This window comes from Bacillus timonensis (genome assembly GCF_004799755.1).
GTDB classification, from domain to species: domain Bacteria; phylum Bacillota; class Bacilli; order Bacillales; family Bacillaceae_L; genus Ferdinandcohnia; species Ferdinandcohnia timonensis_A.
Window position 1 is genome coordinate 96,123 of record NZ_SLUB01000010.1, and the last position, 16,018, is coordinate 112,140.

General features: G+C 38.2%; 14 protein-coding genes. 3 read left to right on the forward strand and 11 right to left on the reverse strand.

The window, feature by feature from the left end:
• Window positions 1-21: 21 nt before the first annotated feature.
• Window positions 22-1,065, reverse strand: coding sequence for a YkvI family membrane protein (locus E1I69_RS08265; RefSeq protein WP_136379138.1), 1,044 nt, complete (start codon window positions 1,063-1,065; stop codon window positions 22-24).
• A gap of 266 nt (window positions 1,066-1,331) precedes the next feature.
• Between E1I69_RS08265 and E1I69_RS08270 the strand changes: the two genes are divergently transcribed.
• A complete protein-coding gene (locus E1I69_RS08270) occupies window positions 1,332-3,467 on the forward strand; it encodes an ATP-dependent Clp protease ATP-binding subunit (RefSeq protein WP_136379139.1) in 2,136 nt (711 codons plus the stop codon).
• Between the two features lie 45 nt (window positions 3,468-3,512).
• Here the strand turns inward: E1I69_RS08270 and E1I69_RS08275 are convergent, their stop codons facing one another.
• From E1I69_RS08275 to E1I69_RS08295, 5 genes are all read right to left on the reverse strand, one after another.
• Entirely contained in the window at window positions 3,513-4,493 is a 981-nt protein-coding gene (locus E1I69_RS08275) for a DMT family transporter (RefSeq protein ID WP_136379140.1), read from the reverse strand.
• A gap of 15 nt (window positions 4,494-4,508) precedes the next feature.
• Complete coding sequence (locus E1I69_RS08280) at window positions 4,509-4,973, reverse strand: GNAT family N-acetyltransferase (RefSeq protein ID WP_136379141.1); 465 nt, start codon at window positions 4,971-4,973, stop codon at window positions 4,509-4,511.
• 58 nt (window positions 4,974-5,031) lie between these two features.
• Window positions 5,032-5,904, reverse strand: coding sequence for a GNAT family N-acetyltransferase (locus E1I69_RS08285; protein WP_161974863.1), 873 nt, complete (start codon window positions 5,902-5,904; stop codon window positions 5,032-5,034).
• A gap of 499 nt (window positions 5,905-6,403) precedes the next feature.
• Entirely contained in the window at window positions 6,404-7,156 is a 753-nt protein-coding gene (map, locus tag E1I69_RS08290; RefSeq protein WP_136379143.1) for a type I methionyl aminopeptidase, read from the reverse strand.
• A 129-nt stretch (window positions 7,157-7,285) separates the two neighbouring features.
• The gene (locus tag E1I69_RS08295; RefSeq protein ID WP_136379144.1) at window positions 7,286-8,980 is read right to left on the reverse strand and encodes a M3 family oligoendopeptidase; all 1,695 of its coding nucleotides are present in this window, start codon (window positions 8,978-8,980) and stop codon (window positions 7,286-7,288) included.
• A gap of 221 nt (window positions 8,981-9,201) precedes the next feature.
• Between E1I69_RS08295 and motA the strand changes: the two genes are divergently transcribed.
• Both motA and motB read left to right on the forward strand, forming a co-directional pair.
• Window positions 9,202-9,993 carry a flagellar motor stator protein MotA gene (motA, locus tag E1I69_RS08300; protein ID WP_136379145.1) on the forward strand — a complete coding sequence of 264 codons (792 nt, stop codon included), beginning with the start codon at window positions 9,202-9,204 and terminating at the stop codon, window positions 9,991-9,993.
• On the forward strand, window positions 9,986-10,726 hold the full coding sequence (motB, locus tag E1I69_RS08305) for a flagellar motor protein MotB (protein ID WP_136379146.1): 741 nt from the start codon (window positions 9,986-9,988) through the stop codon (window positions 10,724-10,726). The genes motA and motB overlap by 8 nt, the downstream gene beginning before the upstream one ends.
• Window positions 10,727-10,786: 60 nt before the next feature.
• Here motB and E1I69_RS08310 read toward each other — a convergent pair whose 3' ends face one another.
• The 5 genes from E1I69_RS08310 to phnD all read right to left on the reverse strand — a co-directional run bounded on the left by E1I69_RS08310 (window position 10,787) and on the right by phnD (window position 15,947).
• Complete coding sequence (locus tag E1I69_RS08310; protein ID WP_136379147.1) at window positions 10,787-12,352, reverse strand: bifunctional metallophosphatase/5'-nucleotidase; 1,566 nt, start codon at window positions 12,350-12,352, stop codon at window positions 10,787-10,789.
• Between the two features lie 128 nt (window positions 12,353-12,480).
• Window positions 12,481-13,275 (reverse strand): phosphonate ABC transporter, permease protein PhnE, encoded by a 795-nt coding sequence (gene phnE, locus E1I69_RS08315; RefSeq protein WP_136379148.1) that lies wholly within the window; start codon window positions 13,273-13,275, stop codon window positions 12,481-12,483.
• On the reverse strand, window positions 13,275-14,084 hold the full coding sequence (gene phnE, locus E1I69_RS08320; protein WP_136379149.1) for a phosphonate ABC transporter, permease protein PhnE: 810 nt from the start codon (window positions 14,082-14,084) through the stop codon (window positions 13,275-13,277). The genes phnE (E1I69_RS08315) and phnE (E1I69_RS08320) overlap by 1 nt, the downstream gene beginning before the upstream one ends.
• Window positions 14,077-14,853, reverse strand: a complete 777-nt coding sequence (gene phnC, locus E1I69_RS08325; protein WP_136379150.1) for a phosphonate ABC transporter ATP-binding protein — start codon at window positions 14,851-14,853, stop codon at window positions 14,077-14,079. Before phnC ends, phnE (E1I69_RS08320) begins: the two co-directional genes overlap by 8 nt.
• A gap of 161 nt (window positions 14,854-15,014) precedes the next feature.
• Window positions 15,015-15,947, reverse strand: a complete 933-nt coding sequence (gene phnD / locus E1I69_RS08330) for a phosphate/phosphite/phosphonate ABC transporter substrate-binding protein (protein ID WP_136379151.1) — start codon at window positions 15,945-15,947, stop codon at window positions 15,015-15,017.
• Between the last annotated feature and the right edge of the window lie 71 nt (window positions 15,948-16,018).

The following is a 16,018-nucleotide window of genomic DNA, read 5'->3' on the forward strand; positions in this document are numbered from 1 at the left end:
GAGGTTCGCTGACGGACCTCTTTATTTCTTCGGGAGATGTTTCATTGGCCTTGCCAACAGAATTAATAAGATCAAACTCATATACCCAAACAATGGATACAAAAAAGAGATCAATGCCCCGTATCCTAACTGGCTTAGACAATAGGCGATGGCCAAAATACCGAAAACAATTAAGATTGACGGGAGTTTAATGACACTTATCAATTGACGCTCAAGCCCAAATAAATTCCCAATTACTGAAGTAAAGATTTCTCCATAAATCACAAGGATGTACAACCAGGAGAAAGCTGCCATAAAGTTTTTCATAACCTCAGCCATCGGAATCTCAAAGGTATGTATATTTGGGAGTGACGACAAGGAGATATGGCTTGTTAATAAAATCAGACATAATGCGCCCCCTCCTATCAATCCACCCCATCTTAATGTTTGTTCATGTTCTATTTCTTTAGCAAGTGGTACCAAAACTGGCATTGCCATGGTTAAATTAAATGCTGCATATAAAAATGGCGAAATCATCCATTTAAAGCTTGATGATTCTAATTCAGGTTTACTTATTAAACTTGTTGCATCCGTAGAAATGACTTCTACTGCTAACACAACACTGAAGAAAATCATAATTGGTACCACAAACATGTTTACACCAAACAACCCTTTGACCCCATATATCAAAACAAACAGGGAAAGTACACCCGTCACAAGAATTCCAAGCTGGTACGACAGACCTAATTGTTCGTAAAAGACAGCACCCGCTCCCGAAAGCATGACCGAGGTTACCCCTATCAATACAAGAAGCATCAATCCATTCACAAAAAAACCTGCTTTTCTTCCAAACAAATATTCATTAAATTCCTTATACGAATCAGCTTGAATTCGGTTTGCAATAATCATGATTCGAGTCCCTAACCATATGAATAAGAAACCACTGATTCCAATTCCAATTAAACCGTATACACCATATTGGGTAAAAAATTCAACAATTTCTCGACCTGTTGCAAAGCCTGCTCCTACGATTGTTCCAACATAAACAGCACCGATCTGAAATGCTGCTCCCCAATTTCCTCGCACAAATAGCCACCTCATTAATTGTCTGTGTTACTTGATGTATATGTACAAGTTCTTAAATTAAGACGAGCTATTATTTCGAAGAATGCGGTAAAAATTTCTAGTACTTTTTACTTGAAAGTCAAAGATAGTCAAAGTATAATGTAGACATAAGGTCAAAGATGGTCAAACATCACAAACGACCTATTTTATTTATGCCCACGCCATGTGGGTCAGTCTTTGAACTTCAATTGGTCAAGGATAGTCAAAATTCAAGGAGGTAGTTGTTTATGATTTGTCAAGCATGCAATAAAAATGAAGCTACTATTCAGTTACACGTACAAGTAAACAATGACAAGCGACAAATTCAACTTTGCAGTGAGTGTTATGCGAAGGAGAAGAACAACATGAAAATACCTTCAGGAATGTACGGTTTCCCTAATTTTACATTTGATGATCTATTTAAAGGTAATGCCTTCGGTCAACAAATGGGAATGAATCAACAACAAACACAACCAAAACACGGAGGAAATGGCGGAGGTCTTCTCGATCATTTCGGTCGAAACCTAACTCAAATGGCGAAAGCTGGACTTATTGATCCAGTAATTGGCCGTGACGAGGAAATTCAACGTGTTATCGAAATCTTAAACCGCCGTAATAAAAACAACCCAGTTCTAATTGGGGAACCGGGGGTAGGTAAAACTGCCATTGCAGAAGGTTTAGCCCTACAAATTTCTGAAGGAAAAGCGCCAAGAAAGCTTTCAAATAAACAGGTTTATTTACTAGATGTCGCATCACTTGTTGCCAACACTGGTATTCGTGGTCAATTCGAAGAAAGAATGAAGCAACTCATTGCTGAGCTTCAAAAACGTAAAAATATTATTTTATTTATAGATGAAATTCACCTTTTAGTGGGCGCAGGGTCTGCCGAAGGTTCAATGGATGCAGGGAATATTTTAAAACCTGCTCTTGCACGTGGCGAGCTTCAAGTTGTCGGTGCCACAACATTAAAAGAATACCGACAAATTGAAAAAGACGCTGCACTTGAGCGTCGTTTTCAACCTGTAACAGTGGATGAACCTACTGTTGACGAATCGATTCAGATTCTTGAAGGTATTAAAGGAAAATACGAAGATTTCCATGGTGTAAAATATACAGACGAGGCGATTCGTGCCTGTGTAACATTATCACATCGTTACATTCAAGACCGCTTCTTACCAGATAAGGCAATCGACTTACTCGATGAAGCAGGCTCAAAAATGAATTTAACATCTGGAGGTACAAATCCAAAGGATATTGAAGCAGAGCTAGCAAAAATCGCCGCTGAAAAAGAAAAAGCGGCTGGGGAAGAAAACTACGAATTAGCAGCTAAATTAAGACATCAAGAAATTCTGCTAGAAAAACAATTAAATAATCCGGAAAACAAAGAAGAGCATCTGATTGATGTAACGAATATCCAACAAATTATTGAGAAGAAAACCGGTATCCCTGTTGGTAAGCTTCAAGAAAATGAGCAACAAAAAATGAAACATCTTGCTGAAAGCCTTGCGAAAAAAGTAATTGGTCAAGAAGAAGCCGTTACAAAGGTTGCAAAAGCCGTTCGTCGAAGTCGCGCTGGCTTGAAAGCTAAAAATCGACCAATTGGTTCATTCCTCTTTGTCGGACCTACTGGTGTCGGTAAAACAGAATTAACGAAGACACTCGCTGAAGAACTATTCGGTTCGAAGGATGCCATGATTAGACTTGACATGAGTGAGTACATGGAGAAACACTCTGTCTCTAAAATCATCGGTTCACCTCCTGGATATGTTGGTCATGAGGAAGCAGGACAGCTTACTGAAAAAGTTCGTCGCAACCCTTATAGCATCATCCTTTTAGACGAAATCGAAAAGGCGCACCCTGATGTTCAGCATATGTTCCTTCAAATTTTAGAGGATGGCCGTTTAACAGACAGTCAAGGACGTACAGTAAGCTTCAAAGATACTGTGATTATCATGACAAGTAACGCAGGTAGTGGCGGACCTAAGAAAATCACGGTTGGCTTTGAAAAAGCTGATACCGATGTATATAAAGAAACATCTATTCTGGATTCACTTGGTTCCTTCTTCAAGCCAGAATTCTTGAACAGATTTGATGCCATCATTGAATTCAAACAGCTTGAAAAAGAACACTTGGTCCAAATTGTTGACCTTATGTTACATGAGCTTGAAGCAACGCTTAAAGAACAAGATGTAACCATCACTGTTGATGATGCCGCAAAACAAAAATTAGCTGAGCTAGGCTACCACCCAGCATTTGGTGCACGTCCATTACGCCGTGTCATCCAAGAACAGCTTGAGGACCAAATCACGGATGTTCTTTTAGAAAATGAAAACCAAACAAGCTTGAATGTAACGGTCGAAGAAAATAAAATTGTAGTCAAATAATAATACCCATTAAAAATGCAGAGCCACATTAAGCTCTGCATTTTTTTATAATGATTTTGTCTCCAATTCATTCACTTTTATTGATGTCTTACGATTTGAGAACAGGCTGTGCAGCACCATTCCACTTGCAATCATCAATAGCCCCACAAAAGAATACATAGATGGCAGAGGTGCACTTAATAAAAGAACTTCACCAAAGATCACAAAAATAATCTGGGTTGACTGGGTGGCTTCAACCGCAGCAAGCATACTTTGGTCATGCTTAACAAGCTCTGTTGCAAAAAAGAAGAGCACGGTGGCGATAACCCCAGAGGAAATCCCGACGATGAACGATTGAAACACCTGATCTTTACTTGGCAGCCCAGCAGTCGCAGCACCGAAACCAGCAATAATGAACCAAAACGGAGTCGAGGCAAGGGTCATGCCAAGGACACGTTGAAAAGTATCAAAATCATTTTTGCAGTGCTCCATCATTTTTCGATTACCTAATGGATAGGCAAAAGCAGCCACAACTACAGGAAGAATTCCAATTAGGAACATCTTCATTCCAATGCCCCCATTTGCTTCCTGAAGTTGAATCAAAACAATCCCAATAAAAATAAAACTAGAAAAAAGAAAACCTTTAACCGGGATTTGTTCACGCACTTTTTGCACACCATATTCCGTTTCAACTGTTTTATAGAAAAAAGGAACAACAAGGAGGCCCGCGATAATAACAAATTGCCATGTTCCTGCAACCAACCAACCTGGACCAGAAGCAGCCGCGAAAGTAAGCGGTGCATAAAACAGCCCAAATCCGACAGTACTCCAAAGAATCCATTTTAGCGGATTCATTTTTAACTCATACAGAAGTTGCTTGAGGTTTCCTCTAAGAAGAACGATTCCAATTAAAAAGGGAAGCATAAAAAAATATCGTAACGAAGAACTCCACATCCAGCTTCCCCCTGAAAGCTCCATTGATCGGTTTAGAATAAACGTTACCGCAAAAAATAGCGATGAGATGATTCCAATTAGAATAGCTTTCAAAATCCTTACTCCCCTCTAGACTTTAAAACAATAAACATCTTCATCCACAAAGCCTTTGATGATTTCTCCCGTTTTTGTAAATCCTGCTTTCGTATACACATGGATAGCTGCTAAGTTTGAAGGAATAACAGATAAGTAAATCTCATCGCAATAGGGCAATGTTTGAATCATTTCAGAAATTATTTCCTTCACCGCGGCGGTTCCATACCCTTTTCCTTGATATTTATAATCAATCATAATCCTGCAAAGTTCAAAGCGATTTCGTTCATTTTCAAGACCAAACATGGTAAATCCAATTAACTGAGTTCCATCATATATTGCTTTCGTTACCCAATCTGGCTGGACTTTTGCTTGAGCTAATGAAAAAACATTCGAAGCAACCCATTTTTCAAATAAAGCAAACTCTTTATCTTCAGATTTCAACCGAATGACATCGATTAAATTATCCATCGTGACATCGCGTAAAATGATTTTTTTCATGTACCTCCCCCCATTTTACAGTTAGTTGGACCACGATTGGCAGGAATATTCTAATAATTTATTTTATCATAAAGACTTGCTCTGCTTTTACAGTAAATCCTTCTTTTTCTAATAAATCACGCAAAATTTTATTCGATACTGACAAATTCGCTGCAGTCCGTGCAATTTTAAGGTCCGTTTGACCAAATACCATTCGTAAAAGCTCCCTTACAATGTCTTCCTTTTTATCATGTAATGGTTCAGCCTCACATTGCATGAGAATAATCGATTGAAGCTCCCCCACCTCATTAAATAGCCTTTTATAAATGGCATATCCAACAACTGTTTCATTCTCGTCCATTGCTAGCAGTGATTCTCCATCACGTGCATTATTCCATTGCGTTTGCCACGGAACCATCGCCTTATAAAATGGGACTTGTGAAGCATCAATTGGAATTCCTTTTGTAAAGGTAAATTGGGTGTTTTCGGCTAGAAATGCATCGCTTGATAATTCACCTGTATGCTGTAAATGAAGTAATTCATCGACAATGTGATAGCCGACCTTTTCATATAAGGCGATGGCCTTTTCATTTGCCTTAACCGCTTCAAGTGTAGCCACTTCTACGCCCTCAGTTTCATAGATTGCTAGTGTAGCTTCCATCAGCTTCTTGCCAACACCCTTCCCACGGTATTCAGGATCAACACCTGTTCCACCATTCCAAGAAACTTTTTTACCGTTAATAGAGCGAATTCCGTTAAGAATGAGACCTACTGGTCGCTCCCCTTCATAGGCAACGACAGAGAGCGCTGGAGAAAGCCCTTCCAAAATCATCCGTCTTGTAAAAAGATCAACTGTTGTTGTCATATTAAAATAGTAACCTTCAAATCCTTTATTCCAAGCCACCACAGCATCTTCAAGTGTACATTCAGATAGTCTTTTTATTGTAATCATGTGTTCATCCCCTCTTCTTATAGAAGTCATTTAGTCGATTTATTTAATCATATTTTAAGAATGCCTACAAGTAAATTTTGGAAGTTTTTATGCTAAGCACAAAAATTCTCCTGTCATCTACCCTACTTCCGCTTCATATACATTATTGAGGTGGAAAACATGTCCATAGTACCAAGATTTTTTTTATTGATGTCTTTTTTGATTTTATTTTTTAATGGTTCGTCATTGGGGTTTATCTTGTTCGATTTGAGGTTTGACTCTTTATTTGGGTATGGCGTTTTCATTTTCTCGAGTTTAGTAGGAGTTGTCTTTGCATCGATTGCGGAGGAGCCTGGTACAACGAAGAGGTTTTATTGTAGGTACTGCTTATATGGAAACTGGCTTGTCACTCTTTTTCCACTTTATTTTCATTGGGTTTCGGATTCCATTTTCCCCATTCTAATTGAAACATTCCTCTAAATAAAAAAGTGCCACAGCAGATGTGACACTTTTTTATTTGTTATGCATCTTGATCCGTTAAGATGTATGGGCCATCCTGAGTGATCGCCAATGTGTGTTCATATTGTGCGGAAAGACTTCCATCAATAGTTCGCGCTGTCCAGCCGTTTTTGTCCATAGTGGTCTGGTATCTACCGACATTCACCATTGGTTCAATTGTGAAAACCATTCCTTCTTTTAAACGTAATCCTTTGTTCGGAAGGCCATAGTGTAATACCTGTGGTTCCTCATGCATGGTTGGTCCAATTCCATGTCCGATAAAATCACGAACAACTGAGAATCCTTCGCCTTCTGTATAAGATTGGATCGCGTGACCGATGTCTCCGAGGCGATTTCCTATTACCGCTTGTTCAATCCCCTTATACATAGCTGTTTTTGTAACATCGAGTAGCTTTTGGGCTTTTGGTGAAATTTCTCCAACACCATATGACCAAGCAGAGTCAGCAAGTGCGCCACCGAGGTTCACCACCATATCGATAGTCACGATATCTCCACTTTTCAAAGGAGTTTTTCTTGGAAAGCCATGACAAATTTCATCGTTAATAGACGCACATGTTGCATATTTATAGCCCTTATAGCCCTTTTGTTCAGGCGTAGCACCATTTTTTTTAATAAAATCCTCAGCAAAACTGTCAATCTCAAGACTTGTAATTCCAGGTTGAATCAGTTTGCGAATTTCCTTATGGCAAGCAGCTAAAATTTGTCCCGCTTCGCGCATTAATTCAATTTCTCGTTTTGTCTTTAAATGAATCATGAAAACACCCTCAATTTCAGTTTGATGTTTTTATTATATCCTTTATCAAACATTTTTGCATAAACTATCGTTTATTTGCAAAATTTCCACAAAAAGGACTGTGGAACAACGCCCCACAGTCCTCATGTTTTACAGTTGCTTGTCGTCGACACTATTTAGCCATGCTTCAATTTCACCTACGACAGATTGTACGGCTCCCTCTTCAAAAGGAGAAAGAAGATTTGCAACCTTCACAAGTTCTGTGAAAGGCTTGCTTCCACCTTGTTTGCAAAGATGAATATAGTCCGCCCATGCTTTCTCATGGTTTTCTCTTGATTTTTTCCAGAATTGGAATGCACAAATTTGCGCCAATGTATAGTCAATATAGTAGAATGCAGTCGTGTAAATATGGCTTTGACGCTGCCAGAATCCACCTGCTTCTAAATACTCATTACCATCATAATCACGGAACGGCAGATATTTTTTCTCAATCTCTCTCCATGCTTTGTTTCGCTCAGCAGGAGTTGCCTCTGGATTCTCATAAACAAAATGCTGGAATTCATCTACTGCAACACCATATGGTAAGAATAATAAGGCTTCACTTAAATGAGAAAACTTATATTTATCTGTATCTTCTTTAAAGAATAATTCCATCCATGGCCATGTGAAGAATTCCATGCTCATCGAATGAATTTCAGCAGCCTCGTAGGTTGGCCAATTGTATTCAGGCACTTCGTAATGTCTGCTTGAGTAAACCTGGAATGCATGCCCTGCTTCATGGGTTAGCACATCGATATCCCCAGAAGTTCCATTAAAGTTAGAGAAGATAAATGGTGCTTGGTAATCGCTGATGTATGTGCAATAGCCGCCGCCAGCTTTCCCTTTTTTCGCAACTAGATCCATTAAATTCGTGTCGATCATGTAATTGAAGAATTCTTTTGTTTCTTCAGATAGTTCTTCGTACATTTTCTTCCCATTTTCGATGATCCATTCTGGGTCACCTTTTGGCACAGCATTACCAGATTTAAAGCTGAATGATTCATCATAGTATTTTAAGCTGTCTACACCAATACGTTCTGCTTGGCGTTCACGAAGTTTCACCGCTAATGGAACGATATGTTCCTTCACTTGGTTTCTGAAGTTTGCAACCATTTCTGCATTATAATCAGTTCTTGATAGTCTTACATAGGCAAGTTCAACGAAGTTTTGATATCCAAGCTTATGAGCAATACGAGTACGAACTTTTACGAGCTGATCATAAATATCATCAAATTTCTCTTGGTGTTCCTTGAAAAATGCGAAACGCACCTCATTTGCTTTTTTACGCATATCGCGATCTATTGATTCCGTAAACGGTTGTAATTGTGCTAGTGTGCGCTCTTCGCCTTCGAACATAATTTTGGCTGAAGCAACAAGCTTTGTATATTCAGAAGAAAGCTTATTTTCCAATTGGAGATCTTCAACCACTTCTGGTGAGAACGTCTTTAATTGTGTTTCTGCAAAATCAAAAAGCTGCTTGCCCCATTTGTTTTCTAAATCAGAACGAAATTTAGAATTAACAAGAGCATCGTAGTACTTAGTGGTTAAGCCTTGTACCAGTGGTTGAATCTCATCAAGATAATCTTGTTCTTCTTTATAAAATTCATCATTCGTATCAACTGTATGTCTGATATAGCAAAGGTTAAAAGCTGTATCTACAGTTCGTTGGATTGAAATGATTTCCTTCATTGCTTCATCTTGTGCAGCAGGTGTTGCCGCATTTTTAAATTTTTCGAGCGCGACATTAAATGATTGTTCCACTTCGTCCATTTTAGGACGGACATACTTAAAATCAGTAAAATTCATAGAACGTTCCCCTTTTCAATAAGAGATTAGAAAATATGTATACTCTTTCATTGTAAACCACTCTTACATAATTTTTCCACTACAAAACCTTCGGGAGAAATTGATAAGTTTCGCTAAAATTTTTACGTTGATTGTCGATATAAAGAATAGTAGAATTTTAGATTCGATGTATACTTGAATACTACTCTTGTAATAACGGATGAAAGCATAGGTGATACAATTTGGATAAATCGTCATTAATAGGAGTCATTCTTGGTTTAATCGCAATATTTGTAGGTATGGTATTAAAAGGCGTGCCACTCTCAGCATTAATTAATCCTGCTGCCTTTTTGATCATTATTTTAGGAACCATTGCCGCCGTAACTATCGCATTCCCAACCAGTGAATTAAAAAGGGTACCACAGTTATTCGGAGTCCTTTTCAAAGAAAAAAAGATGTTAAGTGTTGAAGAACTGATTCCAATGTTCTCTAATTGGGCTACTGTTGCTCGTAAGGAAGGACTTTTAGCGCTTGAGGTGAAAGTCGCAGAAGTAGAAGATCCCTTTTTGAAAAACGGATTAAGTATGGCAGTTGATGGACAAAGTGCTGAATTTATCCGCGATGTCATGACAGAGGAAATAGAAGCAATCGAAGAACGACATGCTTCAGGCGCATCGATTTTCTCACAAGCTGGAACATATGCACCAACACTTGGGGTATTGGGAGCTGTTATAGGTCTAATTGCTGCATTGGGACATATGGACGATACAGATGCACTTGGAGAAGCGATTGCAGCCGCGTTCGTAGCGACAATGCTGGGGATTTTCACAGGTTATGTGCTATGGCACCCGTTCGCAAATAAATTAAAACAAAAATCAAAACAAGAAATTAAAATTAAAGAAGTCATGATTGAAGGCGTCTTATCCGTTCTTGAAGGCCAATCACCACGTGCAATCGAACAAAAGCTTTCAATGTATCTTTCAAATAAAGACCGAGGGAATGTTTTGACTGAAGGTGAAATGATAGATGGCTAGAAGAAGGCGAAAATCAAAACACGATGAGCATATGGATGAATCATGGTTGGTGCCTTATGCGGACATTTTGACATTATTGCTCGCGCTGTTCATTGTTCTATTTGCTGCAAGTAATGTAGATGTTCAGAAATTCCAAAAACTTGCAAGCTCCTTTAACAATGTATTTAGGGGAGGTACCTCTTTTTTAGAATATGAGAGTCCCGTACCTGTGGAAATTGATCATGCAGCGATTGATAATGAAAAAGAAAAAGAAAAACAGGAACAAGAAGAACTAAAAGAATTACAAAAAAAGATCAATACCTACATTACGGAGAATGGGTTAGATTTAAGTCTCAAAACCCGTTTAGCTGATGAAGGTTTACTCGTTACGATTCAGGATGGTGCATTCTTCGACCCTGGAAGCGCCGACGTGAGACTTGATGATGTTAAGCTGGCTCGTGAAATTTCGGAACTGTTGGTAATGAACCCACCGCGCAATATCATTGTGAGTGGGCATACTGATACGGTTCCAATGAATAATCATGAATTTAAAAGCAACTGGCATTTAAGTGTGATGCGTGCGGTTAATTTTATGAGTCTCTTATTAGAAAATAATAAGCTTGACCCGCGACTTTTTAGTGCTCGTGGTCTCGGTGAATACGAGCCTGTTGCAACCAACGAAACAGCAGAAGGACGAAAACTGAATCGACGCGTTGAAGTACTGATTCAGCCAAACGTCGAACAACCAAAATAGTCGCGCCAAAAGGCGGAAATAGGAATGCCCACGGAAATGTTTGATCCCGTGGGCATTTTATTACCAAATGACTTTCCAATTGTCATCTACAGTGGCTTCAATTTTACCTCTTTCAAGAATGTAATTAGCAATCAACTCTGACATATCGAGTGGGATGTCCTTAATAATTGGCTTATCCTTGAACATTGCATAATCCCCTCCACCACCTGCACGGTAGTTGTTCATAACAACATCATACTCTCCATCTAGCTCAATGGGTTCATCTTTAAAGGTTAACTTGACGACACGCTCTCCAATCGGCTTGGAAATATCAAAAATATAGCTAATCCCTTCCCACATATCATAATTGTAATGCTGTGGTTTTGGTGTTGTGAATGAAGGATTTACGGCGATTTCACCGTTTTCAAGCATAAAATAGCTCGCACTTCTTTCCAATGCTTCCTTAATGTCCTTACCGCTGATTCGGACGACCGTTAACGTGTTTGGATAGATATAATTGGAAACAACGTCTCTCATTGTTATATTGGATGGAAATCCTTTTGTCACATTATTAAAAAGAGCGGTATTTGAAATTGACACCTTGGCGACATCCATCTGTACGTGATTAATAAATTCAACGAGAGCATTGTCTTTTAGGCGTGCTTTTAATGGATCATCAATTGTCATATTGCCAATTACCTGGCCAATTGGTTGATCCAACCATTCCTGTGTTTCAGCTTCATATTCTTTTACGATCTGAAGAGACCTTTCGTCCGCTTCGATTTCTTCTACTAAAATGAGTTCAGGCTTTGAATCGGAAATCGTCCACCTGTCATCATTTTTTGTAAATGATAGAGTGACTTTCCCAATTGCTTGACCATTAAAGCTAGGCTGCAGGACTGGAACACCATTTACTTTACCGGCAAGTGAACGGTGTTGGTGACCCGTTAATAAAAGGTCAATCCCCTCAATTTCTTGACAAATTCGATACCCTTGGTTTTCGCCTGTCTGCTTTTCAGTTGGTTCACCTGAATCAAGATCCGCTTCAAATCCCCCATGATAGGAAACAATCATGAGGTCTGGATTTTCTTCATTACGAATGTACTCCACCCATTTTTTCGTAGAATCAAACGCATCTTCAAATGTTAATCCTTTGATATGTTCAGGGTTTTCCCAATTTGGGATATAGTGAGTAGTCACACCTAGAAGCGCAGCCTTTACTCCATCCTCAAGTTCAACCATGATATAGGGTTTGCCAATAAAAGGCTCCCCTTTTTCATTTAAGATATTTGCAGAAAGCCATGGAAAAGCAGATTCCTTTATCGCCTGCTTTAATACCTTCATTCCATAATTGAATTCATGATTTCCAATGACCGCTGCATCATACTTTAAATCATTTAATAATGTAATCATTGGATTTTCTTTATGACTATTTGATCGTACATAATGATAGGTTAAAGGGGTTCCTTGAATTAAATCTCCATTATCGATAACGATTGTGTTCTTATTTCGACTTCGCTCTTGTTTAATAACAGTAGCGATTTTCGCAAGCCCCAGCCCAGCAGCTTCATTACTTCCATAATTAATCGGAAAAATATTGCCGTGAACATCACTCGTTTCAAGAATTGTAATTGTTATAGATTTCATCTTTGTTACCTCGTTTGTATAGGATCCATCTTTAGTATACACAAATTTACCAATTAAGCGTGAACGAAAAACATACACTTTTATATAAAACAGCACTTCTCAATACAAGAAGTGCTGTTGCTTCACATTTAGACGATTTTACTACGAATTTTTCCACTGATTGCGTCAATGATTGTTACTACAATAATAATGATGATTAACATCATCCCAACCTGCTCCCAGTTACGTTGCATGGATGCAATTAGTAATGGGGCACCAATTCCTCCTGCACCTACTATACCTAGGATCGTTGAGGCACGTACATCGACTTCAAAACGATACATTGCATAGTTAGAAAACTGTGGAATGATTTGCGGAATAACTCCAAACCAAATCACCTGAATTCGGTTTGCACCATTTGCTTTCAATGCTTCAAGTACTTTCATATCAATGGATTCGACTACTTCCGAATACAGCTTCCCAAGCATCCCAATGGAATGGATTCCAACTGCTAAAACACCTGCATAAGGGCCAATGCCAACAGCTGCAACGAAAATAATCGCAAGCATAATTTCTGGGAATGCACGAATTCCATTTAAAATCCATTTTCCAATGGTTGAGACCTTTGAAATATTTCTCGCAGCTAAAAATCCGAATGGAATAGCTAATACAGCTGCAATAAGTGTACCTGCATATGCAATTAGAATAGATTCCAACATGTAATAGGCATATTCAGGAATTTTCGCATGAATTTCTGGCATAAAGAATGGATCCCAGAATAGTCTCTTAAATATGGTCATCGGGCTTAAAACGGACCCACGATAAGATAAATCTGTCATGGTAAATGCAATATAATATAAATAGAGTAAGACTAGTGAAATAACGACAATCTTCCATCGTCCTTTTTTTGCTGGTGGTTTTAAAAATTGTGCTCCTTTTTGCATTACATCAAACGCTCCCTTACTCGGTTACTAATAAAGTCAATAATCGTAACCGCTATAAAAGTCATGATGACAATTGTAGATACATTGTCAAAATTAAACATCGCTAATTGTTTTTTAAGGATTAAACCAATACCACCAGCACCTACAAATCCTAGAACCACAGAGGCACGAACATTAATTTCTAATACATATAATGAATATGATGTAAAATGTGGCATAATTTGCGGTAATACACCGTACCAGATGACTTGAACAATATTACCACCCGTTGCCCGAATCGCCTCTAAGGGATTCGGATCAATCGCTTCAATGGTTTCACTGATCAATTTCGCAAGAATACCAACTGAAAAGATAAACAGAGCTAAGACACCCGCTAATGCTCCAATACCCACTACTGCTACTAAAATAACTGCCAAAATCAACTCAGGAATCGTTCGTAAGATATTTAAAAAGAAACGAAAAGCTTTATAAAAAACTTTATTTTTGTTAATGTTTGCTGCAGCGAAAAAGCTAATTGGCAATGCTACAAAGGCTGATAAAGTTGTACTTAAAAAGGCCATATTCCATGTTTCAATTAAACTTGTAAGCACAGTATCTGCGTAACCTAGATTAGGCGGAAATAAATCCTTTACAATAAAATCAATAACGATTGGCATCCCTTTAATAATTTCATTTGGATAGGCCTCTGTAAAGATAGCTGAAACAATATATACAGCGATGATTACCGTTAAAATGCTTCCAATTGTTGCTTTTGCGCGCGTTGTCACAACAGGAATTTTTTTATTCAAGGAGTCTACTTGTTTACTCATCTTCAACACTCCCGCGCATATCTCCATCCTTAATTGGACGCCCATATATTTGCTCAAATGTTCTTTCATTCACGGTAGATGCAGGACCATCAAACACAATTTCACCAGCCCTCATCCCGATAATGCGATCAGCATATTCCATTGCCATATCAATAAAGTGAAGGTTAACAATAGTTGTAATCCCTAGTTCTTGATTGATTCTTTTTAAGTCTCTCATCACGACATGTGATGTGGGAGGGTCAAGACTTGCTACGGGCTCGTCAGCTAGGATAACTTTTGGTTTCTGCGTCAGAGCTCGTGCAATACTTACACGTTGTTGTTGTCCCCCACTCAGTTGATCAGCACGTGTGTATGCTTTTTCTTCAATACCTACACGTTTCAAGTTAGTTAATGCCAACTCTTTATCATCTTGAGAGAAAAGACCTAATAGACTTTTAAAAGTTCCAATATGACCAAGTCTGCCTGTCAATACATTCCGAAGAACAGACATACGATTTACAAGATTATAGTTTTGGAAGATCATCCCGATATTTGTACGTAGTTTTTTAAGTTCTCTTTCCTTAAATTTCAAGGTGTTCTTACCATCTATAATTAACTCTCCCTCAGTAGGCTTAACCAATTGGTTAATACTTCTGATAAAAGTGGATTTTCCGGCGCCAGATAAACCAACTACAACCACAAATTCACCAGGATTAATGGTTACATTAATATTTTTTAACCCCTGATGCCCATTTGGATAAGTTAAAGAAACATTTTTAAATTCAATCATTGTCTTGCTCCTTTACGTTCATTAAAAGTCTACTTGCACACTTGTATGATGTTCAATTAACTTGTTCAACAAAACTTCAAGAAAAATCTTCTTAAAAAAAGAGAGAAGATGTCTCCTCTCTCTTTATACTTTTTATTAGGTCATTAGAATAAATGTTTGTATTACTCTCCTAATTGGTCTTTAAATTTCTCGTAAACTTCACGAACAACATCAAATTCTTCGTCAGAAGCTTCCGCAATTCCGTCCCAAGTGTAAACTTCATTCATAACCTTTAACACTTCAGGCTTATCATTGATTGCCATAAATGCTTCTTTAATTTTTGCTTTCATGTCTTCTGGAAGATCGCTACGAACAGAAACACCGTCATTAGGAATAGCATCTGTGTAACCAATTACTTTTAGTTTTTCTTTTACATCTGGAATATCTTTTTCTAAGTTGTCACGAACATCTGTAAAAGTTGTCGCGAAATCAGCTGATCCATCTAATACAGCAAGTGCAGCATTATCATGACTCTGTACTGCTGTTTGGTTAAAGAATGTATCAAGGTTTTCAACACCCATTTCCATTAATTGAGAAGCTGGGAAAAGGAATCCAGAAGTTGAAAGTGGGTCACCATATGCCCAAGTTAAGCCTTCTGTAGCAACAATATCATCAACAGAGTTTAACTTAGAATCTGTTGCAGCCACATATTGTGCTTTGTATGTATCTGATCCATGACGAATTGCCTTTACTAACACGTCAACATTCGCACGTTCCTTCGCTTGTACATAACCAAATGGATTTGTGAAACCAATGTCAACTTTACCTGTTCTCATACCTTCAACAAGACCAACGAAGTCAATCATAACTTCTGCCTTAACAGGTACTCCAAGCTGTTCAGTTAAGTACTCTTCTAGTGGTTTAACATTGTCTGCAATTGTGTCAGCTTCTTGAGAAGGAATGAATCCCATTGTTAATTCAGTCACTTCTTCAGTCTTTCCTTCGTCTTTACCTTTTGCATTGTCATCGCTCGTCTTGTCTTTATCATCGGAGCCACATGCTGCAATAACAAAAACCATTCCGATTGCCATTAGTAGTGCTAAAAACTTTTTCATTTTCTTTCCTCCCCTAACATGATGTAAAAGTAAAATCTTATTTATTATATATCTGTCTCTTATACACATCT

What these genes read in the sequence shown, in the direction of transcription:
- map (WP_136379143.1), bottom strand. Translation starts at nt 7,156, where the DNA reads ATGATTCATTTAAAGACAAAACGAGAAATTGAATTAATGCGCGAAGCG.
- E1I69_RS08280 (WP_136379141.1), bottom strand. Translation starts at nt 4,973, where the DNA reads ATGAAAAAAATCATTTTACGCGATGTCACGATGGATAATTTAATCGAT.
- phnE (WP_136379148.1), bottom strand. Translation starts at nt 13,275, where the DNA reads ATGCAAAAAGGAGCACAATTTTTAAAACCACCAGCAAAAAAAGGACGA.
- E1I69_RS08310 (WP_136379147.1), bottom strand. Translation starts at nt 12,352, where the DNA reads ATGAAATCTATAACAATTACAATTCTTGAAACGAGTGATGTTCACGGC.
- phnD (WP_136379151.1), bottom strand. Translation starts at nt 15,947, where the DNA reads ATGAAAAAGTTTTTAGCACTACTAATGGCAATCGGAATGGTTTTTGTT.
- phnE (WP_136379149.1), bottom strand. Translation starts at nt 14,084, where the DNA reads ATGAGTAAACAAGTAGACTCCTTGAATAAAAAAATTCCTGTTGTGACA.
- phnC (WP_136379150.1), bottom strand. Translation starts at nt 14,853, where the DNA reads ATGATTGAATTTAAAAATGTTTCTTTAACTTATCCAAATGGGCATCAG.
- E1I69_RS08295 (WP_136379144.1), bottom strand. Translation starts at nt 8,980, where the DNA reads ATGAATTTTACTGATTTTAAGTATGTCCGTCCTAAAATGGACGAAGTG.
- E1I69_RS08285 (WP_161974863.1), bottom strand. Translation starts at nt 5,904, where the DNA reads ATGATTACAATAAAAAGACTATCTGAATGTACACTTGAAGATGCTGTG.
- motB (WP_136379146.1), top strand. Translation starts at nt 9,986, where the DNA reads ATGGCTAGAAGAAGGCGAAAATCAAAACACGATGAGCATATGGATGAA.
- E1I69_RS08270 (WP_136379139.1), top strand. Translation starts at nt 1,332, where the DNA reads ATGATTTGTCAAGCATGCAATAAAAATGAAGCTACTATTCAGTTACAC.